This window comes from Streptomyces sp. M92, assembly GCF_028473745.1.
Taxonomy (GTDB): domain Bacteria; phylum Actinomycetota; class Actinomycetes; order Streptomycetales; family Streptomycetaceae; genus Streptomyces.
In genome coordinates this window covers 5,674,238-5,694,415 of record NZ_CP101137.1, presented here as the reverse complement: position 1 = coordinate 5,694,415, position 20,178 = coordinate 5,674,238, and the positions used below count along the sequence as shown (strand labels likewise).

The following is a 20,178-nucleotide window of genomic DNA, read 5'->3' as shown; positions in this document are numbered from 1 at the left end:
CTTCAACAGCGGTGAGCTCGCCGGCCTGCTGGAGGCACCACCGGGTGCTGCTGGCGTCATCGACTCTCACGCCCGTCTCCTCCTTCTTCCGCCGGTTCTCGGCGACGCGGCAGTTCCGGAGGAGGCCGTGACGGCGGTGGTCGAGGCCCTGGTCGTTCAGGGGGCGCCCGAGGCGAGCGAGGCGTTGGCCAGACACCTGCTTCAGGGGCACCCCATGCGGGGCGCCGAGGACTGGTGGTTCCACGACGACGAACGGAGCCGGCTCTGCGAGGGCGATCACAGCCCCCGCGAAGTGCCCTCGGCGACCATCTGCCACTACAACAGCGAGCCGCCCTCGAAGCCTGCCTCACCTCTGCTGACCACCTCAAGCCGCAGCGAGACAATTTCTGCGGGCCAGGCCCCGGAGGGGGCGCCTGGCAGGCGCGGCCGTGGATCGTCTGGGACGAGATGCGGTAACCGTCCCAGTGGTCCACGGGAACGGACGACTCGGACTGGGCCGCGGGGCCATGAGCCCGCGTCAGGCCGCCGTCTCCTGGGCCCTGGCGACGGCCAGGTCCACCGCTCGCCGCACCGAACCGGCGGAGGCGGCCAGCAGTGGCAGCCGGACGGCCGGGCTGGGGATGCGGCCCTGGGCGTGCAACACCCCTTTGAGCACGGTCGGGTTCGGCTCGGCGAAGAGCGCGGCGGACAGCCGGGCCAGCTCGGCTCCCAGTCTGCGGGCCGGCCCGGCGGCGCCACGCTGCCACAGCGAGAAGAGCTCGGCGTAGTCAGTGGTGCGGACATTGGCCGACGCGAGGATGCCCCCGTGGGCGCCCGCCGCGAGCAGCGGCGAGATGACGGCGTCGTCGCCGCCGAGCACCGTGAAGCCCGGAGTCGGCGAGCCGAGCAGCTCCATCGCGGCTGCGTCGATCGCACCGGTCGCGTACTTGACCCCGACGACCTGCGGCAGGCGCCTGAGCGCGTTGAGCGTGCCGGTGCCGAGGTGCTGACCGGTGCGGTACGGAATGTCGTAGACGACCAGTGGCAGACCCCCGTGTTCGGCGAGTGCCCCGAAGTGCGCCAGTGTTCCCGCCTCGCCGGGCCGGGTGTAGGGCGGCGATGGAACAAGCGCGGCGGCGACGTCACCGCTCTGGGCGAGCTCCCGCAGTGCCGTGATGGCGGCGGCGGTGTCGTTCGTGCCGACGCCGACGATCAGCGGAGCTCCGTACGCCCGGCAGGCGGCCGAGCAGATACGGATCACGGTCCGCCTCTCCTCGGTGGTCAGCGTTGCCGCCTCCGCGGTGGTGCCCAGGGCAACAAGTCCGCGAGCGCCGCCGGCCGACAGCGCCTCGTCGGCGAGGCGGGCGAGCGCGTCCGGGGCGAGGCGCAGGCTGTCGGTGAACGGGGTCACCAAGGGGACAAACAGACCGGTGAGGTTCGCTGCACGCTTCATGCGCCCAGCCTGACCGACACAGACCCTGTAGATCCAGTACATCTTTCTTCGCCCATGCGTAAGCTGCCCTTATGCTTGATGTCCGACGTCTCCACCTGCTGCGCGAACTGCACCGACGTGGCACCATCGCGGCCGTGGCCGAGGCGCTGACTTTCACCGCCTCGGCTGTCTCCCAGCAGTTGAGCGTGCTTGAGCGGGAGGCGGGCGTACCCCTGCTGGAACGAAGTGGCAGACGGGTGGTGCTCACCCCTGCGGGCCGCACCCTCGTCACCCACGCCGACGCCGTCCTCGAACGCCTCGAGCTGGCGGTCTCCGAGCTGGCCGGGGCACGCGAGGGCATCGGCGGCCCGCTGCGGATCGGGACGTTTCCGTCCGGTGGCCCCGCGATCGTGCCCGCCACGCTGGCCGAACTGGCCCAGCGGCACCCCGCGCTGGAACCGATGGTCCAGGAGATCGACTCGGCACGGGTCTCCGACGGCCTGCGCGCCGGCGAACTCGACGTGGCCCTCGTCCACGACTACGACTTCGTGCCCGCGTCCCCGGACACCACGGTCGACCAGGTGCCTCTGCTGGAGGAGCCGATGTATCTGGCCACGGGAGCCACCACCGGCACCGACACTGATCCCGCGAGTGGTGCGGCCGCCCGAGGTGACACGCTGGCGGAACTGCTCGGGCCGTGGGCAGCGGCACCATGGATCACCGCCCGGGACGGCACGACCGGCCACGTGATGGCTGTACGCGCCTGTCAGGCGGCCGGCTTCCAGCCGCGCATCCGCCATCAGGTCAACGACTTCCGTACGGTTCTGGCACTGGCCGCCATCGGGCAAGGCGCCGGATTCGTACCGGAGATGGCCACCGCACACGCCCCCGCGGAGGTGGTCCTGACCCGGCTGCCGCTCTTCCGCCGCTCGAAGGTCGCATTCCGCGCGGGAGGCGGCACCCACCCGGCGACCGCAGCGTTCGTGGCGGCGGCGCGAACAGCGGTGGGCGCCACGGGCCATGCCTCCTCGTTGATCGCTCCGGGGAGTTGAGCCGCGGCCCGGTCAGAGGGCTGGGGAGACCTGTTCCATCCGGCGCCGAACGAGCTGGCCGCACTCCTGCGGCGCGACAACGCGGCTGGTTGCGACGACGGTGGCCGCTTTCGGTCCGCCTGTCCTCCCTCACCGCTCGGCGCAGGATCACGACCGACGACAGCCTCGGCCGCGTCCTCGACGCGTGCGGCGGCGCCTTCGTCGCCGGATCGATCACCTGGGCGTGGTCGCCGACGGCTACCGCCCCGACCGCTGCGCCGTCATCGGCGCGCTGGGGTGTCTCGCCGGTTTGGCGGTCGTCAGGTGCGTCCCGCGCGGCCACTGACGACCGCGCGACTCAGGCACGCGCCCGCGGGCGGGAGTGCGCGGGCTCCTACGAGCAACAGGTGCAGCCCGGCTCGCGGCCGCACGCGTCTGTCTCGTCCGCGGCCGGTGCGACGGGAAGCGGAGGGCGGGCGGTGGGGGCGCAGCAGCCCTTGCCCCGCCAGGCGTCGCGGCCTTCCTTGACGGCGATACCGGCGATGGCGAGGGCGGCGATCGGATCTGCCCAGGACCAGCCGAGGGTGGCATTGAGGACCAGGCCGACCAGGAGCACGGCGGAGAGGTACGTACACAGGAGGGTCTGTCTGGAGTCGGCGACCGCGGACGCGGAGCCGAGTTCGCGTCCGGCCTTGCGCTGGGCGGCGGACAGGAACGGCATGATCGCCAAGGACAGGGCTGCGATGACGATGCCGGGGATGGAACGGTCGGCCTCGCCGGTGCCGACGAGGGCCCGGGTGGCGTCGAAGGTGACGTAGACGGCGAGCGCGAAGAAGGACACCGCGATGATGCGCAGGGTGGTCTGCTCGCGCGCCTCGCGGAGGGCGTGGTCGCGGGCGGAGAACTGCCAGGCGACCGCGGCGGCGGAGGAGACTTCGATGATCGAGTCGAGACCGAAGCCGATCAGGGCGCTGGAGGAGGCGATCGTGCCGGCGGTGATGGCGACGATCGCTTCGATCACGTTGTAGGCGATGGTGGCGGCGACCAGCAGGCGTACGCGCCTGGCGAGGACTTCGCGGCGGGCCTGGGACGGCCCCAGGGATATCGATATCCCGGCGGTCATGGTCAGCAGCAGCCCTTCTCGTCGGCGTCGACGCAGGCGCGGTCGGTCTCGACAGCCACCACGGCAGCCCGAAGGTCGTCCAAGGCGTGGCCGAGGCGTTCGTCGGCGAGCTCGTAGCGGGTGCGGCGCCCATCGGGCACGGTGACCACGAGGCCGCAGTCGCGCAGGCAGGTCAGGTGATTGGACAGGCGGGTCCGGGAGACGCCGAGCGCGTCGGCGAGCTCGGCCGGATAGGCCGGTGCCTGGCGCAAGGCCAGCAGGACGCGGCAGCGGATCGGATCGGCGAGCGCGCGGCCGAAGCGGGCCAGCACCTCGATGTCGGAGGCAACAGTCAGCACCCCACGACAGTACAGGACTTTCTGAATCCAGGAATCCCTGTATCCGGGAGTTGGGTCGGTCGAGGGGAGGCGTGAACCGACTGCTTATGTCAGCGCGGAGGCAGCCGTGCCCTATCCCTGCAACCGTGGCACGTCGACGGTTGTCCCGAGCCCGAGCCCGAGCCCGAGCCCGAGCCCGAGCCCGAGCCCGAGCCCGAGCCCGAGCCCGAGGCCGAGCCCGAGCCCGAGCCCGAGCCCGAGCCCGAGCCCGAGGCCAGGCAGAAGCAGGTGTGTTCCGCGCACTGCTCGCGAAGACTCTGGCCGGATACCGCCTCGGGGTCTCGCTTCCTCCCCGGCCAGACTTGTTGCCTCACGCCACATGCGCACCGTCACCGCGGTGGCCCGTGCCCGGGAGGCCCCTGATGACATCAGACGCGAGGCCGGTCGAGGGCGGGGCGGCACCCCCGCCCGGACGGCGACAGCCTCCCGGCGACCGAGTCGTGCTCCGCGGCGACCTGCGGTCCGCCCTGCCCGACGCCGCCGCGGCGGTGGTGGTCACGGCGCTCGTGTTCGCCCTCCTGTGGGCGCGCATGGAGTCGGGTGCTTCGGACACGGTCGCGGTCATGCCGTTCATGGACGATGCCGGCACCTACTGGATGTACCTGCTCAGCCAGGCGTTCGGGTGGTCGGGGCTGCTGTGGGCCTGGGGCACGGTCATACTCGGCCTGCTGCTGTCGGGGCGGCGGCCCGCCCGACTGCCGGTCTCCCGGCAGGTGCTGGAGCGCTGGCACCGCACCACGAGTCTGACGACGACGGCGCTGATGTTCGCGCACGCGTTGATGTTCGCCGCGGAACTCGTACGCTACGAGACGAAGGTGGACTGGGCCGAGCGGCTGTGGGTGGGCTTCGCCGACAGTTTCGTGCCCGGCTGGTACGACTCCGGAACCGGCCGGATCGCCATCCCGCTCGGGCAGGGTGCCCTGTACCTGGCGATTCCTTTGGGGCTGCTGTTCTACGTCCGGCACCGCATCGGAGCGAACACCTGGAGGCGGCTGCACCGTTTCGTGATCGTCGTCTACGTGCTGAGCGTGTGGCACACACTGCTGTACGGAACCAACGTCTGGTACGGGGAGTGGCCGCGCACTGTCCTGTGGCTGCTGCAACTCCCGGTCGCGGTGCTGCTGTTGCTGCGTCTGATGAGGCCGGCCCGGCGGGCCGAACGGCTGGGCTCTCCCGGAAGGGGTGGAGGCGCGGCCCGGTCGGGGTGGTGGCTGCGGGCGGCAGGACGGGCCGCCGCCGGGGCCGTCGTCGTCGGGCTGGTCGCCGTGGTGGCGTCCGGCCGTGACGGTGGGCGAGACCGCCCGACCCATCCGCCCGCGACGGCCCCGCACTCCCAGGAGACGGACTGAAGGCTCGAACGGGGCGGTGGGACGGCGTCCCGGGATGGGATGATGTCCGGTGACAAGGCGACGGCGGACGAGGAAGCCGGTGGAAATCCGGCGCGGTCCCGCCACTGTGATCGGCGAGCGAGTCCCGACAGGCCACTGCCCGGCAGCGGGCGGGAAGGCCGGGAGGAGCATCGACCCGAGAGCCAGGAGACTCACGCGGTCGCCTCCTCGACGGACCACCGGGGCGGATCTCCCCGGAGAGAGGGACGGCACCGCATGCCCGCAACGCCGACCGGACGAACGACAGACGACACGAGGGCCGCAACGGCCGCCGCCCAGGTGCCGTGCCGCATCGTTGTGTGCCGCGACTGCTGCTGCGGCAGCCCCAAAGTGACCGGCGTCGACCACACGGCCCAGACCGACCGCCTGCGCGCCGCGGCACCGGTGCGCGTCTCCGACTGCCTCGACGTCTGCGACCAGGCCAACGTCATCGTCGTACTGCCTTCCGCCGAAGGCCGTGCCGCCGGTGCCCGTCCCGTCTGGCTCGGACTGGTCAACGATCCGGACGCGACCGAGGACATCGCCGCGTGGGCACGCGCGGGCGGACCGGGGGTGGCACCCCCGCCGGACATCCTCGACCTGTACGCCATCAAGCCGCCGCGACGGCGCACGGCTCCCTGACCGTACGGACGGTGAACCGGAGGAGGGCATGAAGCGTGCTCGACGGCCGCGCCCCCAACCGTGTCCGTTCACGCCGCCCCGCACGACGCGGCGGGCTTCGTCGGCTTCTTCGCCCCGAGAGTCGGCGGACGGGGCGAAGGCCGGCATCCGGTCGCCCTGCCCTGCGCGGCAGGCTTCACCGACCTCGCCGAACCCGTCGCACGCCGCCACTGTGACCACGCTGCCGGAACCGGTCTTGATCCTTAACACCCCCCGGTCAGTCAGAGATCGAACTCGCGGGGTGGGAGGCAGAGGGCGTGACACACCTCGCGAACGACTGCCTGGTCGTCCTGAGCCCCCGGGCGATGCGGCCCGGGGTCGTAGAAGGCCGGTGTCGTGGTCGGGAAGCGGATGGCCGAGCGGGTGGCTCCGCATTCCTGCACCCGGGGTGGGCTGTCGCTCAGTCCTCGCTCTCGTCGTCGCCCTCGAAGAAGTCCCCCACCTCGTCGACGACTTCGGCGGCGACCATGCCGCCGACGACACCGACCGCGAGGCCGGCGGCTCCGGCAGCGATCGCCGTTCCCACACCCGGACCGGAATGGCGGTGGTCGTCGTGGTGATGCTCGGCGTGTCCATGGTGTCCGTGGCCGCTGAAGGACGCACCGTGCCCGGATGCGGACCGGTGCTCGACGAGCTGACGGATCCAGCCGTCGACTTCGGCCGTCCAGTCGCGGGTGTCGTGGTGGCCGACGGTGAAGCGGGTGAGCGCGTCGTGGCCGGAGAAGGAGAGGCCGCCGCGCTTGTCGGCTTCCAGGACCACCTCCAGTCCTGCGGGGTTGGCCAGGAAGGTCAGCTCGATCTCGTTGACCTGGTGCGCGTACTGGGGCGCGGGGTGGAGTTCGATTTCCTGGTAGAAGGGGAGCTGTTGCCCGGTGCCGCCGATGTGTCCGTATTCGAGGTCGGCGGACTTGAAGCCGAAGCCGAGCTGTCCGAGGGCTTCCAGGACCGCTTCCTGGGCCGGCAGCGGGGCGACGGTGAGCTGGTCCAGGTCGCCCCTGTCCCTGGCATCGGCGACGGCGAGCTCGGTGCGCACGCCGAGGACGATGCCCAAAGGCTGCCCGTACAGCTCGGTGACGGGTGTCTCCCAGGGCAGCGCGACGGTGAAGGGGACGCTGCGTGTCTCTTCGGCGGCCAGCCGGAAGCCGCCGCCGACGGTGAACCGGTCGAACACGACGACCCCCTCGCTCTCCCCTTCCTCGTGCTCGGCCTCGACCCGGGCCACGAGGTCGAGCGTGATGTGCTCGATGTCGAAGTCGGCCTGGCCGCCCTTGAGGTGCACCTGCCCGCTGAGCGCGCCGCCGGGTAGGACGGGAGCCGGGTCGAGGACCGTGTCGACCGTGGGGGCGCCCACGCCGAGCGAGCCGAGAAGTCGCTTGAACACCATCGTGGCGTCCACTCCTTATACGTGCGTCTGTTCCATCGGTAAGGTGCCGTCCGCGGCGACGGACGGCACCACAGCCGTTGACCGGCCGGCTACTTGGCCGCTTCGAGGGCAGCGAGGGCTTGCGCCCAGCGGACGTATTTCAAGTCAGCCAGGTCCGCGACGGTCTTGACACCGAAAGCCTCCTGGAGCAGCTCACCGTCGCGGTCGGAAACCCCCTTCAGCGCTCCCACGGGGGCGGCGAGTATCTCCTGCAGGCTCTTGTCCGCCCATGCCTTGTCCAGGACTTTGTCCAGGTCGATCGAGGCCATGTGTGTCGTCTCCAGAGGTGCGTGGCCTGGGCTGACCCAGGACCTGTTTCTACAAACGTGTAGAATCATAGAGTGGGTCAGGCGGGTGGGCAGTGCCCTGCGGGCCGCCTCGCAGGGAAAGGCTTGAATTCGCTCCTGGGCTGGCCAGCGACTGCTTGGTTCGACGACCGGGGTTCGGCCCTTCGGGGCGCGGCCTTCTACCATTCCGGCGTACGGTTGTTGTCTCCTGCTCTCGGCGGGCCGCGCCGGCCGGCCCGGTGCCCTCTTCAAGGGGCTCGGGTTTGTCCGATCTGACGGTCACCCTGTGTGCCTTTCCGCCCTTCCCGCGCGGAAGCGGCGACGCCCTGCGGCCGCAGCCTCTGGACCGCAAGCTGCGCGCCCCCGCGTCTTCTGCAGGAACTCACCCGCTCCGCACCCACCCGTCGGCGGCAACCGGCCGGTCCACGGCGTCCCAGCGTGACGAGGCGGCCCCCGTCGCCACGAGCAAGGGCGTGTCGTGTGGAGCGGTTCGCTGGTGGTACGTGACAGTCGACTTCCGGCTCCGACTCACACCCGCGAAGGATGATGTGCACCGTGCTGACCGAATTGTGGCCGCTGAGCTGGAGCATCGGCGTCTTCCTCCTGGCCACGGCAGTCACCGTGCTGTGCAGTATCCGGCTCGCCGGTGTGGGTGACACCCTCGCCGATCGCACCGGATGGGGCGAAGCCCTGTTCGGGGCCGTCCTGTTCGGGCTCGTGACGTCCCTCTCGGGCATCGTGATGACCGCCGTCAGTGCCGCCTCGGACCAACCCGACCTCGCGTACAGCAACGCCGTCGGAGGTATCGCTGCCCAGACGGTCGCCCTCGTGGTCGCCGATGCCTTCCTGCGGAAGGTCAACCTCGAACACGCCGCCGCATCGGTCTCCAACATGCTCTTCGGATGCCTGCTCATCGGCCTGTTGGGACTCGCTCTGATGGCGGCGTTCAGCCCGTCGGTCACCGTCCTGGGGCTGCACCCGGCCTCCGTGGTGATGGTGGCCTTCTACATCGGCGGCCTACGGCTCATCAACAACCACGGCGCACCCATGTGGCGAGCGGTGCGAACGGAGGACACGCTTCCCGACGTGCCGGAGGAAGCCACCCAGGGACTGGCCCGGCACAGAACCTCACGGCTGTGGACCGAGTTCGCGGCAGTCGCGGCCCTCGTCGTGGTCGGGGGCTGGGCGGTGGCCCGCGCAGCGGAGGGCATCGTGCAGCACACCGACCTGAACGCCGGTCTCGTGGGCGCCGTGTTCATGGGTCTCGTCAACGCCCTGCCGGAAACGGTCACCTCCATCGCCGCCGTCCGGCGCGGAGCCGTCACCCTCGCCATTGCCGCCATCATCGGCGGCAACTGCCTGGACGCGCTCAACCTGGTCGTCGGCGACGTCGCTTACCGAGACGGGTCCCTGTTCCACGCTGCCAACCCGGACGAGCTGTTCCTCACCAGCGGGGCGATGGTCATGACGGCGGTCCTGCTCGGTGGCCTTCTCGTCCGCCAGAGGCGTGGCTGGCTGCGGATCGGCTTCGACGGCATTCTGCTCATCGCCATCTACACGAGCACCGTCGCCGTGCTCGCCGTCTGAAGCCTCGGCCGGTTCCGAGGGTCGTGAGAGCGGCGATCCTGTGAAGCTGAGCCTGGGGATCCACGAGTGCCGTCCTGCGCCCGGGGGCGCGCCGATGCGGCTCAGTGTGCCGAACAGCTCGGTACCGCCACCGCGCACTGTCAGCTCGGACCACCCGGTAGCGCACGCGGGACGGAACCGTCGGCCCGACGCGGCGCGTGACCCGGCCGTCGCGCACCAGGTTCCGCAGCGTCATCGCGAGCATCCTCTGTGAGATTCGGTTCCCGGCATCCGGTGCTGCGGTTCCGCGAAGCGCACCTTCTGCGGGGCGGCCTCCATCAGTACCTTGACCGCCCCGTGCCGATCCGTCGAGCACTGCGGGGCGAACAAGTCACCGCGGGCGCCCGAAGCGCCCCTGGCCGACGCCGCCGTTGTGGGCATCGACGCCGGCACCCCGCGCGCCTTGCTGCTGGCCATGCGTAGGCCGGGCTCGTACCGGGGCTGGTGCTCACGGAGTCGCTGCTGGGCCGGCTGTCCGGGGCCGATGCATGGACTCGATGACGACAGCCGCCGCTGCACATAGCCCGAGGCATTTCGCCCCCGACAGGCCAGGGCGCACTGTCGCCAGCAGGATCGGCAGGGGCACGAACATCAGTGCGTTCGCCACCCATTGCCGTACTGTCATCTCCTTCTCATGGGCAGTGACGTAGGTGCTGTCCGCTGTGAGCGTTTCGATTCCCGGGCTCAGCCAGAGTCCGCCGCCGCTTCCGCCAGTGCTGCCGTCAGAGGCGGCGAACGTTGCCACGGCTATGAGCGCCAGCCAGAGAGCGAGTGCGAGAGAGCCGAGGCGGAAGACGGCCCGCGGCCAACGGTCAGAGGCACTCCGGAGTACCAGTGCCCCCGGTAGGGGCAGCGACAACGCAGCTGCCACCGTCACAGGCGTCAGATGCAGAACGACGCGCCACACGGCTGTCTCTTCCTCTGGTCCCTGAAGAGCATCTTGCGCGGCCGGGGATTCCAGCCGTTGATCAACTCGGAGCTCAAACCGGTCGACGGAGTCCGTCGCAGCGACCACAAAACTCAGCCGACCCGACAGCACTGATCGTCCACGATGGAGTAATCACACGCAAGGCGCGGCCTACGGCGCTGTCTTGGGCGTCAGGACGCCTCCGTGTTCCTGCGGATCGGCGATACCGTCTTCGCCGCCTGTCCGGACGAGCCCCTCCGGTCTCTGTATCACGGCGTGGAGCAGGGGCGAGAGCCGTATGGTGGCCAACCGCGCGGTCCTGGCATGCATGTCGAGTCGTGAGGGGGGGCGAGGCGCGATCCACCGCTGAAACGCTCGCTCATACCCGCGCGGCATGTCGAGGAGAGGCAGACGGGTCGCGTACATCAGGCACCGACTTGCGATGGTCACCGGACTCGCTCCCAGCGTATATATCCAGCCATCTTCAATCGGTGACCGGAGAGCATCGGCCACCAGTCGCTCGTGTCCAACCAGCGCGGGACTCGGATGAGTTGCCTGGCCGACTTGACGGGTGCATGTGACGCTTTCCCGCCACCGTGGAATCGAACCCTCGTTCTCTGCGGTCGTCGCGTGGCTAACATGATCGCCGTGCTCGGCGGATCTGACCCGTCCGCTCTCATGCACGTCGACCAGTGACCGGGGGACACCGTCGACACGGGGGTCCGGCATCCCGGTGGCCGGCTGCTCCGCGCGCCGACCTCGCTTCGTGTGCTCCTCCGATGGCTGGGCATTTCGGCTCCTGCCGTGAGGCAGAGGCCTCGACCACCATCTGGAGGGGGGACACATGCGCAAGGGCAGGCATCAGGTTCGTGCTGGCTTGTTCATCGCTGTCATGCTGCCCGGCACTGCGAGCAGCACCGTGAGTTCGCATCGACCGCGGCCACGACTCTGGCCGTGCGCTTGCTGCCTGCCTCACGCACCGTACAGCGGGGGGCCGGCGCCGGGACGGCCGTAGCGGCGCCGGCGGCATGGCCCTGTGCGCCAACACCGCTTCGAAGTGGGCTCACGAGGCCCCACGCCCCCAAGACACACCCGCAGCCTGCCGCGCCGGAGCCGCCCGCACCGCGGTCTCCGCGTTCGTCCCCGCTCTGGAGTCCTGATAGACGTGCGAACAACACTCACCGACCGCCTGACGAGCAGCCCCGTCGCCGCGCTCGTGGCCCTGGCAGGAGTCGCCGCCGGCGTCCTGGTCGGCCACGGCGGTCTCGACACGGTGGTCGGCTGCGGAATCCCCGGCGACAGCCACCCCTCCCGGACAGCGGAGGACTGGATAACCAACGCCGATCACGTCGTCGTGGCCACACCGACAGCCGAACAGGACACCAACCGGCGCAACTTCGCCAAGGGCCCCGTCGAGTACCGGACCGACCGAGCGGTGACCTTCCGCACGGACAGGATCCTCTGGTCTTCCTCGAACCCCCGGCAGCGGATCGGGCAGGACTTCGACATGGTGAGCGCCGGCTGGAACGTCTACCGCGACAGCGGCAAGCGCACGAAGCGAACGACCGCTGCGGCTCCCCGCCTCGAACCCGGTCACACTTACCTCCTCGCTCTGCGATGGGCCTCCGGCCAGTGGGCAGTACTCGGAGAAGGCGCCGCCGTCCCCTTCGACCACCAGACCGTCGGGCAAGGAGAATGGTGCGGACGCAACCTGAGCAAGGAGGATGTCTCCCGCGGCGAACGCTTCTCCCGCAAAGACGATCACAGCCTCGAGAAGGCGGTACACGGCCAGGACGAACAGGCTGTCATTCGAGAACTCGAACGGGCCAACACCGAATCACGGGCAAGAAAAGACTGATGCGTGATGACGGTGCCGCCCTCCAGGACACGAAGGCAATCTCCGAGCTCCCCTGCTTTCTGGGCGGCGTGGTCGCTCAGGGCCAATGGTGGTCGCGTCTGAGTTCTCCTTCCGGTGGCGTCCAGACACAGCTCGACTGCCCCGGCCTGGGCACGGGCGAACACATGCGCCAAGGTCCGAAGCCCATGTCAGGAGAGCCGGGGACCGCACACCCCGCTCGGCCAGGAGCCCCCGTACTCCTCCCCGGTGCCGGGCGCCTGCTCCGGTCGGGCACGGCTGGTCGGGCACGGCAGAGCCAGTCCCACACTCAGCCGCCGCCCCCCCGGCGTCGATGCGCCGACCGCGTGAGGCGTCCACCACGACGGGGATGCCGTCCGGGATCCGGCCCTCCAGCCGTTCGAGCGGAGACTCCACCGGTGGCAGGGTCCCGGGGACGCGGACGTGGACGTGGACGTGGACAAACATCGTTCGTGAGGTCGCGTCGACACTCGTGACGGACGTGCCCGGCTCGTCGGTAAGCCACTGCTGGGCCACGTCCTTGGTCCGCCCGGTCCAGACGTTGAGCAGTACCGTGACCACGGTGTTGGCCGTCAGCGGGACGAACACGGCGGCGAAGAGCAGGACCATGGCGGCGTACGTCCTGCGGGGGCCGGCCGGCCTGCTTGGTCGGCCTCCGCGGCGTAGCCCAGTGAGGCGAAGACCACGATGCCCCCGAGGACCAGGGCGAAGAGGTTCGACACGAACAGCACCAGCGCGCCCAGTGCCAACCATCCCGAGAGAGGACGAGCACTCCCTTTCCCTTCCGCACGGCCCCCGCCGGTGCCGTCCGTGCCCGCGTGCTGGCTCGCCCGGACGCGCCCCCGCGCGACCTTCCTCGATACCGGCGGACAGGCCAGACTCCAGCCTCGCTCCCTGACCCCCGTGTGCCAGGTCCGTCATCGCCACGTCTGGAACCGCGCCCGCCGCCGGTCACCGCGGCGGCCGATCCGGAGCGCGCCGTACGCGACTCCGACATCGCCTCACCGCGCCTTCGACGCGGTCACGCGCCGGTGCCTCGTGCGACGCCCTGGTCGACGCTCGTGCGCAGTCGGTGCAGGCCGCGGCGAGAGTGGCTCTTGACCGTGCCCAGGGGCAGGCCGGTGCGCTCCGCGATCTGGACCTGCGTCAGGTCCTCGTAGAAGGCCATGCACAGCACCTCTCGCTGAGCGTGCGGGAGCCGCAACAGGGCCTCGACGAGCAGCACGCGGTCGAGCACCTCGTCCGGCGCCCGCTGGACGAGCTCGCCCGGCGCGGTGTCCTGCGCGGCCGACTCGACCAGGGACAGGCGCCGCGCCCTGGCCGCCAGGGCATCGACGATCTTGCGGCGCGTGATGCCGACCAGCCAGGCGCCGAGCGCGCCCCGCTCGGGCCGGAAGCCCTTCCGCCCGCGCCAGGCGCCGATGAACACCTGCTGGGTGACGTCCTCGGCCTCGTGCGTGTCGCCGAGGGAGCGGGTGGCCATGGTGTGCACCAGTGCGCCCCACCGCCGGTAGATGGCTGCGAACGCCTCCTCGTCGGCGCGGACGAGGCCGCGGGCCAGCTCCTCCTCGCACCGCGTCTCCTCCACGGGCGGGACGAGGGTCGTCGTCGGTCGTGGGTGCGTGTTCATGGCCTTTCCTCCTGCGCCGTACGGAGACGGAGGGCCGTCCGCCGAACGGCGGGTCCGCCGGTTCGGCTCGCGCCGTCACCGTGCGCGTGCTTTCAGTCTTGGACGCGAGAACGACGCGGACAACATGCGTCGTTTGTGCGTCGTACATTGGAGGTATGAGCGCGCAGAGGGAGAACGGTGAGGGCCGGGCCGACGAGGGCGGCCCGCGGGGAGGCGGGCTGACCACCGGCGAGGTGGCCCGGCGTCTGGGGGTGGCACCCACCACGGTCCGCACGTGGGACCGCCGGTACGGGCTCGGGCCGGACGTACGCACGGGCGGCCGGCACCGGCGCTGGTCGGCCGGGGACGTGGCGAGGCTGGAGCGGATGTGCGCGATGACGGCGACCGGGATTCCGCCGGCCGAGGCGGCTCGGCTGGCGCGCAGTGAGAAGCCGCCGACGGCGGCACCCCGCTCGCGAGGCGCCGCCGGCGCACCGTGCCCCTCGAACCGCCCCCGAAGCCGGGCGGGCAGCGGCCTGCGACTCGGCGACGTACGGCAGGAGTGCAGGGGCATCGCCCGGGCCGCCCTGCGCCTGGACGCCGCCGCCCTGGACGAACTACTGCTCGCCGCGATCGACGAACACGGTCTCGTCGCCGCCTGGACCGAGGTGATCGTGCCGACGCTCCAGGCCGTCGGCCGCAAGTGGCAGACCTCGGGCGAGAAGTACGTCGAGGTCGAGCACTTCCTGTCGTGGCACGTCTCCGGCGCGTTCCGGCGAGCCACACCGCACACGGCCGCGGACCGTCCCGGGGCCACCGCGGTGCTCGCCTGTGTGCCGGGGGAGAACCACACCCTGCCGTTGGAGGTACTGTCCGCGGCACTGACGGAGCGAGGGGTGCCGGTGCGGATGTTCGGCGGTGCCCTGCCCGTCGAGTCGCTCGTCGCGGCGGTGCGCAGGACCGGGCCGGCCGCGGTGGGGCTGTGGGCGCAGTCCCGCACCACCGCGAGCCGGCCGCTGGCCCAGCACGTGGCCGCCATGGAGTGGGGAGTGCGCGGCGCCCGCCGCAGGCCGGCCGTGCTGACCCTGGGCCCTGGCTGGGCCGGGCAGGCGGTGGCCGGGCTGGCGCGTCCGTCGGGCCTTGCCGAAGCGGTCGCCGCGCTGACGTCAGCGGTGTCGTCGCGGTCCTTGTGACGTGCTGCCTTCCGCCGGCTCTTGGCCGTGGCGCCTGGGCAACGGTCGGGGGGAAGGGCAGGATGCCTGGTGCCCCGGGGATGTCCGTGAGGCCGTACTCGCGGACGCGACGGGGCTCGTGAAGGTATGTCATTCTGGGCCGGGCTGTCGGTGCCCATGGCAGGATGAGTGGAGTGATCCCCAGGCTCGTCGCTGAGCGGACCGGGTGTATCAGGGGGTGCGTCGGGTAGGGCTGTGGCCACGAGGAGTTCGTGGTCGACGGGGGGAGAGTTGGCCTGCATGCTGCCCATGAAGGTGTTCCGCACCGCGGATCTGCCGCGCGGCGAACGGTTCGATGCTTGGCGGGACTGTATGAACCGCACCATCGCCCCGATGGAGACCGTGTGCGACCGGCCCTCCGAGTTCATGGCCGTCCAGCACCTGCTGCGGCTCGGTCCGCTGGTCGCGTGGCGGACAGTGTTCCGGCCGTGCCGTCATAGGCGAACAGCCGTGGACATTCGCAGGTCGGACCCGGAGCTGCTGCATCTCACGCTGGTCCTGCCCGGCAGTGTCCCGCTTTACACCGAACAGGCCGGCAACAGCGACACGCATCATGCGCACGACCTCTATGTGATCGATGTTTCCCGCCCCTGCGAAGTCGGGGCACCGTTCGGCGACTCCCCGATGGTGGCTATCGGGCTGGAGATCCCCAAGGCGCTGGTTTCCTTGCCCCCCGCCCTGCGTTGCCGTACCGACCGGCTGCTCGGGCGGAGTCTGTCCGGGCGGCGTGGCTTCGGGCTGCTGGTCGCGCAGACCCTGGTCCAGCTCTTCGGCGAGCAAGGCGGCTACCGTCCGTCGGACGGCGGGCGGCTGGCCACCTTGCTGGTCGAGTTGGTGACGGGGATGCTGGCGCATGAGTCCGAGACCGCGGCCGGGCTCCCGGACGAGAGTCGCGAGCGTGCTCTGGTGCTTCATGTGCGCGAGCACATCCGACGGAATCTGCATGACCCCGGACTCTCTCCGGCCACGGTCGCCGCTGCCCACCACTTGTCCGTCCGCCAGCTGCACCGTCTCTTCGAGAGCGAGGAGGAGACGGTGGCGGGTCTGATCCGCACCGGCCGCCTCGATGCCGCCCGACGGGATCTCGCCGACCCCGCGCGGCGTGGAGTTCCCGCATGCCGCGTTGCCCTCCGTTGGGGCTTCACGTCGGCGGCCCATTTCGGCAGGGCGTTCCGTGACGCCCATGGCATCCCGCCGGGCGAGTACCGGCGGCGTGTCCTCGGGGAGGCGAGGTGAGCCCGCCCGGCCAGGTGGCCGGGGCGGGACTGTGTCTGTCGCTGGTCGGGCGTCAGGCCCGGCCCTGGGTGGACTGGATCAGGTCGGTTCCGTTGCCGTCGAACAGCTTGACGGAGACGTAGGTGTCTTCGGGGATGTTCAGGTCGACGGTCCGGACGTCGATGGACTTCGCGGTGCCGGGGGCCTTGTAGACCTGGGACCCCCCGCCGGACCACGTCACCTGGGCGTAGAGGGCGTCACCGTCGTTCTTGGTGTCGTAGATCCAGAGCTTCTCGTCCAAGGGGTGGAACTCGACCTTGCCCACGATGTTGGAGGCTTTGCCCACGGTCGCCAGTATCTTGACGCCCACACCTCCGGCGTCCTTGTGGAAGTACGTCCCGTCGATCAGGTCGCCGTGCGTGCAGGGGCAGTTGTCCGTCGCTTGCCGGGTGACGTACGTGGTCGGGTCGGGGTCGTACGCCTGCGCGGGGGCTGCGGTGACGGTGGTGAGCAGTGTTCCTGCTGCGAGCATCGCTCCCGAGGTGAGCGCTGTGACTCTGCTGCGCGTGCCCATGTTCGTGCACTCCTGGTGTCGGTGTGTTGTCGATGTGCCGGGGCGTCGGTCGCCCGGCGCGGTGTGGGGCGTTCCTGGGGGGTACGCCGGTGACCGGATGCCGGACCCCGACGGCTCGACGTTGGCACGGACCCGGGCTGTTCGGTGCCGAAGCAGCTCTTCCTGGCATGGGTGATCAAGAGCGCGTGGCTTGCTTGGCACTGATCGTCAAGGCAGCGCGAGCGAGGAAGGATACGGCGCGGAGCGTGGTGAACAGGACGCTGTGCACTGGCGGGCGAGGCGGGGAAGAGCTCGTGCGCCAGTCGGTTCGGCACGCCCGCGCCTCGCGTACCCGGCCCTCCCCGCCCACGCGCCGCAGGCGCGGCGTGCGGAAGGGGCGCGCGTCACGGCCTGTACAGGGACTGGACCTTGGTCACCTGACCGGAACCGTCGAAGCTGAGGTCGTATCCGATGCCCTTGGCGAGGGCGGGGTCGAGGCCCTTCACCAGGGTGACGAACTCGGCGTGTGAGGAGGGCAGCGGCTCGGCCCTGCTGGCTCCGGGGGCCTCCTCGCGGACCGGGGTGGTCAGCAGGACCCGGGCATCCCCGGTCAGGGTCACCGTGGTGAAGTCGCCCGTGCCGGGGGTGACCACCCATGTGTCGAACTGGGTGTTGACCTCCTTCTGGGCGGGCCGCACCGACAGACGGGTCACCCCTTCCTCGGTCCAGACTCTGTCGATGGTGACGAACTGCTTGGTGCCGGCCCACGGGGAGGTCTCGGCCGAGGGGGACTTACCGGCCGACGGCTGCGCGTTCGTCGTCGCGGCGACCGGTGTGGTGGGGTCGCCGGACTCCTTGCCGCTCTCGCCGCATCCGGTCAGGACGAGGGTGCCGAGGGCGACGGCGGTGAGCAGGCGGGTGGTGGCGCGGCGGTGTGCGGCAGACATGGTCAACGCTCTCCTGAAAGGCCGGTGCGGTTGGGTCACACGGTCTCTACGCCGCACCCCGGCCTCCGGGTTGCATCCCCGTCCGCTTTTTTTCCGGCACCCTCGCCGAAGCGCACCCGCCGGTCACCAGGACGCCTCCCGCAGCGACCGCACCCGGCCCTCGCCGTCGTAGTCGACGGCGAACTGCCACCGAGGCCCGCCGCTGAGCCGGTCCACCAGCTCCCCCAGACGCATGTCCGCCGGCTCGCCACCGGCGACGTGCTCGACCTCGACCGGGAGCTGCGGGGAGAGGGTCAGTGTGTGCACCGCTCCGGTGCGCGGCTTCACGGTGACCCGGACAGAGTCTCCCGCCAGCACGGCGTCGTACACGTAGCCGATCTCGCTGGCGTACTCCTCACCCGGGGCCGGTGTCGGAGGCACGAACCCGGAAGAGCTGGGCGAGGGGTGCGCGGCGGGCGGTGCCGTTCCGGAGCCGGGCAGGGCCAGCCACAGGCCCCCCGACACGACGGCGACAGCCAGCAGCGCGCCGCCCGACACCTGGGCCACCCGCTTGCGGCGCCGACGCCGCTCCCCGCGGGCCCGGATCTGTTCCGCCGCCGGCGGCACCGCGAACCGCCGTCCCTCGGCGGCGAGATCGGCGAGGCGTTCGTCCAAGCCGGTTCCGTCAGCCATGCTCCACCTCCGACACCCGGCCCGTTTCCGACACCCGGCCCGCCCGTGGGTCCAGGTCGGTGTCGGCGAGAATCCCCGCCAGAGCGGCCCGGCCCCGGCTCAGCTGTGCCTTGATGGTACCGACGGGACAGTTCGTCTCCGCGGCCACCTGCTTCACCTCCAGATCACACAAGTGGTGCAGCACGATGGCTCTCCGCTGCGCCGCGGGGAGCTGCCGCAGCGCCTGCACCAGCAGCACGTGGTGAGTGTCCGGCGGCGGTACGTTCGGGGGCGGCCCCTGGCGCCGGGCGAAGGAGAGCGCGGTGCGCACCCGCCGCCACCGGCTGACCGCGAGACGCCAGGCCACGGTGCGCACCCATGCCTCCGGGGCACCGTCCGCGTCCAGCCGGTGCCGGTGCTCCCAGGCCCGGACGAAGGCTTCCTGGACCACGTCCTGCGCCTCGGCCCGGTCGCCGGTCATGGCGTACAGCTGGCCGATGAGCCGCCCCACGCTCCCGGCATAAAAGGCGTCGAACGCCTCTTCGTCCATCCCCCGCACCCGCAGTTCCTGGTGGCCTTACGTCCTTCAAGCACGTGCACAGTGCCACCCGGTGCGGCGCGGGTGCAAGATCCGTTACCACACCGAGCCCCGGGGCTGTGGCCGCAGCGCGCCCAGGATCCACGGCACATGCTCGCGGTCCGCCGTGAGCAGCACTTCGCGGCCGCCGTCGCGGCACTCCACCAGCAGCGGTCGCGACACACCCCGGACGTGGGCACGGCCGACCGACTCCGCGCGGTGCAGGCGGACGAAGGCCAGGGACCCGGGCAGGGGAAGGCGCCAGCTCACCCCCCGCGCATCGGGTGTGACCGCCAGGCCGCCGGGGGTGAGGACCAGGTGGTCGCAGTCGACACGGCTGTACGGAACGTCGCCCGACACCCGCGCGGGAATCACCGTCTCTGCCACCGGAACGGCGACCCCGGTCGCGGTCAGCAGCTTGGCCGCCTTCGCCTCGGCCGTGTTCCGCCGGCCGCGCCAGGCCAGGGCGGAGAGCGGGACGGCGGCGACGGCCACCGCGCCCGCGGCGATGACCGCGGCCGTGAAGCTCGGGGAGACCGCGATCGCGATCATGGCCGAGAAGCCGTACAGCACGGCCGTCACGAACGGGACCGAGGTGTGCCACCGGCCGGTGGAGACGAGGCTGCGCCCGGCACGCCGCAGCCGCCTCGACCAGTAGGCCATCCACAGGATCGAAGCGCCCGACGGTGTTCCGATCACGGCCACGAACAGCAGGGGCACGTACGAGCCGACCGGATACGCCCAGGTGGTCAGCCGCTCGTCGTCGGGCGTGGTGATCTCGCGGATCTCGTCGCGCCAGGAGACGACGGTGACCGGCTCGCCCGACTCGACCTTCCCATGGCTGTCCTTCCTCAGCCGTGCCCGCTCCTGCGTGCCGTCCGGGAAACCGATGACGAGGAAGTACTTCTTGTTGTCGCCGTTGCCGGTGACGTGCTTGGCGGCCACAGACGCCTGCCGGGACAGCAGACAGTCGGCGTCCGCAGCCGTCGCTCGCCTCGGGCACGGCGCGGCCTCGGTGTAGGCCCGTTCGTCCGCCAGCGCCGAGGGCAGCATGGCGGCGGGCACCGCGACGCCCGCCAGGAACAGCGGCAGTCCCAGGAGCACCAGCTTCCAGGGGCTGATGCCGCCACCGCGGTACATGGGCATGTCTGTCCGTCCCCCCCCGTAGTTCTCATGTACGACGCGATCAACGTATCGATCGGTTCACGACACTGTCCCCATCGGGTACTGCCGCCGCCGTGCCCGCCCGGCACCGGTTAACGTGCCCGGTCGCGGCACCGATCGC

General features: G+C 70.9%; 19 protein-coding genes, 2 pseudogenes and 1 riboswitch. Of the genes and pseudogenes, 9 read left to right on the top strand and 12 right to left on the bottom strand.

Going from position 1 to position 20,178, the window contains the following annotated elements:
- Positions 1–517 precede the first annotated feature (517 nt).
- Positions 518–1,432: a dihydrodipicolinate synthase family protein gene (locus tag M6G08_RS25765; protein ID WP_272589528.1), complete on the bottom strand. Its 915-nt coding sequence runs from the start codon at positions 1,430–1,432 to the stop codon at positions 518–520.
- A 71-nt stretch (positions 1,433–1,503) separates the two neighbouring features.
- Between M6G08_RS25765 and M6G08_RS25760 the strand changes: the two genes are divergently transcribed.
- Positions 1,504–2,463, top strand: coding sequence for a LysR family transcriptional regulator (locus M6G08_RS25760; RefSeq protein ID WP_272589527.1), 960 nt, complete (start codon positions 1,504–1,506; stop codon positions 2,461–2,463).
- Between the two features lie 152 nt (positions 2,464–2,615).
- Positions 2,616–2,788: pseudogene (locus tag M6G08_RS36065) on the top strand (YnfA family protein); the annotation flags it as partial.
- A gap of 48 nt (positions 2,789–2,836) precedes the next feature.
- Here M6G08_RS36065 and M6G08_RS25755 read toward each other — a convergent pair.
- Both M6G08_RS25755 and M6G08_RS25750 read right to left on the bottom strand, forming a co-directional pair.
- Positions 2,837–3,565 (bottom strand): cation efflux transmembrane domain-containing protein, encoded by a 729-nt coding sequence (locus M6G08_RS25755; RefSeq protein ID WP_272589526.1) that lies wholly within the window; start codon positions 3,563–3,565, stop codon positions 2,837–2,839.
- A 2-nt stretch (positions 3,566–3,567) separates the two neighbouring features.
- On the bottom strand, positions 3,568–3,903 hold the full coding sequence (locus M6G08_RS25750; RefSeq protein WP_272589525.1) for an ArsR/SmtB family transcription factor: 336 nt from the start codon (positions 3,901–3,903) through the stop codon (positions 3,568–3,570).
- 401 nt (positions 3,904–4,304) lie between these two features.
- Here M6G08_RS25750 and M6G08_RS25745 point away from each other — a divergent pair, with 401 nt between their 5' ends.
- Both M6G08_RS25745 and M6G08_RS25740 read left to right on the top strand, forming a co-directional pair.
- Complete coding sequence (locus M6G08_RS25745; RefSeq protein ID WP_272589524.1) at positions 4,305–5,291, top strand: ferric reductase-like transmembrane domain-containing protein; 987 nt, start codon at positions 4,305–4,307, stop codon at positions 5,289–5,291.
- Positions 5,292–5,316: 25 nt separating this feature from the next.
- Positions 5,317–5,504: riboswitch (cobalamin riboswitch) on the top strand.
- A gap of 42 nt (positions 5,505–5,546) precedes the next feature.
- Complete coding sequence (locus M6G08_RS25740) at positions 5,547–5,951, top strand: (2Fe-2S) ferredoxin domain-containing protein (protein ID WP_383139041.1); 405 nt, start codon at positions 5,547–5,549, stop codon at positions 5,949–5,951.
- 439 nt (positions 5,952–6,390) lie between these two features.
- Here M6G08_RS25740 and M6G08_RS25735 read toward each other — a convergent pair whose 3' ends face one another.
- Entirely contained in the window at positions 6,391–7,374 is a 984-nt protein-coding gene (locus tag M6G08_RS25735; protein WP_272589523.1) for a sporulation protein, read from the bottom strand.
- Between the two features lie 89 nt (positions 7,375–7,463).
- Positions 7,464–7,682 carry a hypothetical protein gene (locus tag M6G08_RS25730; protein ID WP_215206717.1) on the bottom strand — a complete coding sequence of 73 codons (219 nt, stop codon included), beginning with the start codon at positions 7,680–7,682 and terminating at the stop codon, positions 7,464–7,466.
- Positions 7,683–8,255: 573 nt separating this feature from the next.
- Here M6G08_RS25730 and M6G08_RS25725 point away from each other — a divergent pair.
- On the top strand, positions 8,256–9,287 hold the full coding sequence (locus tag M6G08_RS25725; RefSeq protein ID WP_272589522.1) for a sodium:calcium antiporter: 1,032 nt from the start codon (positions 8,256–8,258) through the stop codon (positions 9,285–9,287).
- Here the strand turns inward: M6G08_RS25725 and M6G08_RS36060 are convergent.
- Positions 9,244–9,522, bottom strand: a complete 279-nt coding sequence (locus M6G08_RS36060) for a hypothetical protein (protein ID WP_443048949.1) — start codon at positions 9,520–9,522, stop codon at positions 9,244–9,246. The genes M6G08_RS25725 and M6G08_RS36060 overlap by 44 nt on opposite strands.
- A 159-nt stretch (positions 9,523–9,681) precedes the next feature.
- Here M6G08_RS36060 and M6G08_RS35900 point away from each other — a divergent pair.
- Both M6G08_RS35900 and M6G08_RS25715 read left to right on the top strand, forming a co-directional pair.
- A pseudogene (locus M6G08_RS35900) lies at positions 9,682–9,812 on the top strand (alpha/beta hydrolase); the annotation flags it as partial.
- Between the two features lie 1,586 nt (positions 9,813–11,398).
- Positions 11,399–12,091, top strand: coding sequence for a hypothetical protein (locus M6G08_RS25715; protein ID WP_272589521.1), 693 nt, complete (start codon positions 11,399–11,401; stop codon positions 12,089–12,091).
- A gap of 1,039 nt (positions 12,092–13,130) precedes the next feature.
- Here M6G08_RS25715 and M6G08_RS25710 read toward each other — a convergent pair.
- Positions 13,131–13,739: a sigma-70 family RNA polymerase sigma factor gene (locus M6G08_RS25710; RefSeq protein WP_272589520.1), complete on the bottom strand. Its 609-nt coding sequence runs from the start codon at positions 13,737–13,739 to the stop codon at positions 13,131–13,133.
- 155 nt (positions 13,740–13,894) lie between these two features.
- On the opposite strand from M6G08_RS25710, the gene M6G08_RS25705 reads away from it, so the two are divergent.
- Positions 13,895–14,911: a MerR family transcriptional regulator gene (locus M6G08_RS25705; RefSeq protein WP_272589519.1), complete on the top strand. Its 1,017-nt coding sequence runs from the start codon at positions 13,895–13,897 to the stop codon at positions 14,909–14,911.
- 279 nt (positions 14,912–15,190) lie between these two features.
- Positions 15,191–16,186, top strand: a complete 996-nt coding sequence (locus tag M6G08_RS25700) for a helix-turn-helix domain-containing protein (RefSeq protein ID WP_272589518.1) — start codon at positions 15,191–15,193, stop codon at positions 16,184–16,186.
- Between the two features lie 52 nt (positions 16,187–16,238).
- On the opposite strand, the gene M6G08_RS25695 is transcribed toward M6G08_RS25700, so the two are convergent.
- The 5 genes from M6G08_RS25695 to M6G08_RS25675 all read right to left on the bottom strand — a co-directional run bounded on the left by M6G08_RS25695 (position 16,239) and on the right by M6G08_RS25675 (position 20,039).
- Complete coding sequence (locus M6G08_RS25695) at positions 16,239–16,697, bottom strand: hypothetical protein (protein ID WP_272589517.1); 459 nt, start codon at positions 16,695–16,697, stop codon at positions 16,239–16,241.
- 425 nt (positions 16,698–17,122) lie between these two features.
- The gene (locus M6G08_RS25690) at positions 17,123–17,665 is read right to left on the bottom strand and encodes a hypothetical protein (protein WP_272589516.1); all 543 of its coding nucleotides are present in this window, start codon (positions 17,663–17,665) and stop codon (positions 17,123–17,125) included.
- 123 nt (positions 17,666–17,788) lie between these two features.
- Complete coding sequence (locus M6G08_RS25685) at positions 17,789–18,337, bottom strand: hypothetical protein (RefSeq protein WP_272589515.1); 549 nt, start codon at positions 18,335–18,337, stop codon at positions 17,789–17,791.
- Positions 18,330–18,866, bottom strand: a complete 537-nt coding sequence (locus M6G08_RS25680) for an RNA polymerase sigma factor (protein WP_272589514.1) — start codon at positions 18,864–18,866, stop codon at positions 18,330–18,332. The genes M6G08_RS25685 and M6G08_RS25680 overlap by 8 nt, the downstream gene beginning before the upstream one ends.
- 84 nt (positions 18,867–18,950) lie before the next feature.
- Positions 18,951–20,039 carry a hypothetical protein gene (locus tag M6G08_RS25675; RefSeq protein ID WP_272589513.1) on the bottom strand — a complete coding sequence of 363 codons (1,089 nt, stop codon included), beginning with the start codon at positions 20,037–20,039 and terminating at the stop codon, positions 18,951–18,953.
- Between the last annotated feature and the right edge of the window lie 139 nt (positions 20,040–20,178).

Bases quoted from the DNA above. Each gene is read 5' to 3' on its own strand.
- M6G08_RS25765 (WP_272589528.1), bottom strand. From the start codon at position 1,432: ATGAAGCGTGCAGCGAACCTCACCGGTCTGTTTGTCCCCTTGGTGACC.
- M6G08_RS25695 (WP_272589517.1), bottom strand. From the start codon at position 16,697: ATGCTCGCAGCAGGAACACTGCTCACCACCGTCACCGCAGCCCCCGCG.
- M6G08_RS25755 (WP_272589526.1), bottom strand. From the start codon at position 3,565: ATGACCGCCGGGATATCGATATCCCTGGGGCCGTCCCAGGCCCGCCGC.
- M6G08_RS25685 (WP_272589515.1), bottom strand. From the start codon at position 18,337: ATGGCTGACGGAACCGGCTTGGACGAACGCCTCGCCGATCTCGCCGCC.
- M6G08_RS25705 (WP_272589519.1), top strand. From the start codon at position 13,895: ATGAGCGCGCAGAGGGAGAACGGTGAGGGCCGGGCCGACGAGGGCGGC.
- M6G08_RS25700 (WP_272589518.1), top strand. From the start codon at position 15,191: ATGCTGCCCATGAAGGTGTTCCGCACCGCGGATCTGCCGCGCGGCGAA.
- M6G08_RS25730 (WP_215206717.1), bottom strand. From the start codon at position 7,682: ATGGCCTCGATCGACCTGGACAAAGTCCTGGACAAGGCATGGGCGGAC.
- M6G08_RS25710 (WP_272589520.1), bottom strand. From the start codon at position 13,739: ATGAACACGCACCCACGACCGACGACGACCCTCGTCCCGCCCGTGGAG.
- M6G08_RS25745 (WP_272589524.1), top strand. From the start codon at position 4,305: ATGACATCAGACGCGAGGCCGGTCGAGGGCGGGGCGGCACCCCCGCCC.
- M6G08_RS25680 (WP_272589514.1), bottom strand. From the start codon at position 18,866: ATGGACGAAGAGGCGTTCGACGCCTTTTATGCCGGGAGCGTGGGGCGG.
- M6G08_RS25690 (WP_272589516.1), bottom strand. From the start codon at position 17,665: ATGTCTGCCGCACACCGCCGCGCCACCACCCGCCTGCTCACCGCCGTC.
- M6G08_RS25760 (WP_272589527.1), top strand. From the start codon at position 1,504: ATGCTTGATGTCCGACGTCTCCACCTGCTGCGCGAACTGCACCGACGT.
- M6G08_RS25735 (WP_272589523.1), bottom strand. From the start codon at position 7,374: ATGGTGTTCAAGCGACTTCTCGGCTCGCTCGGCGTGGGCGCCCCCACG.
- M6G08_RS25675 (WP_272589513.1), bottom strand. From the start codon at position 20,039: ATGCCCATGTACCGCGGTGGCGGCATCAGCCCCTGGAAGCTGGTGCTC.
- M6G08_RS25740 (WP_383139041.1), top strand. From the start codon at position 5,547: ATGCCCGCAACGCCGACCGGACGAACGACAGACGACACGAGGGCCGCA.
- M6G08_RS36060 (WP_443048949.1), bottom strand. From the start codon at position 9,522: ATGACGCTGCGGAACCTGGTGCGCGACGGCCGGGTCACGCGCCGCGTC.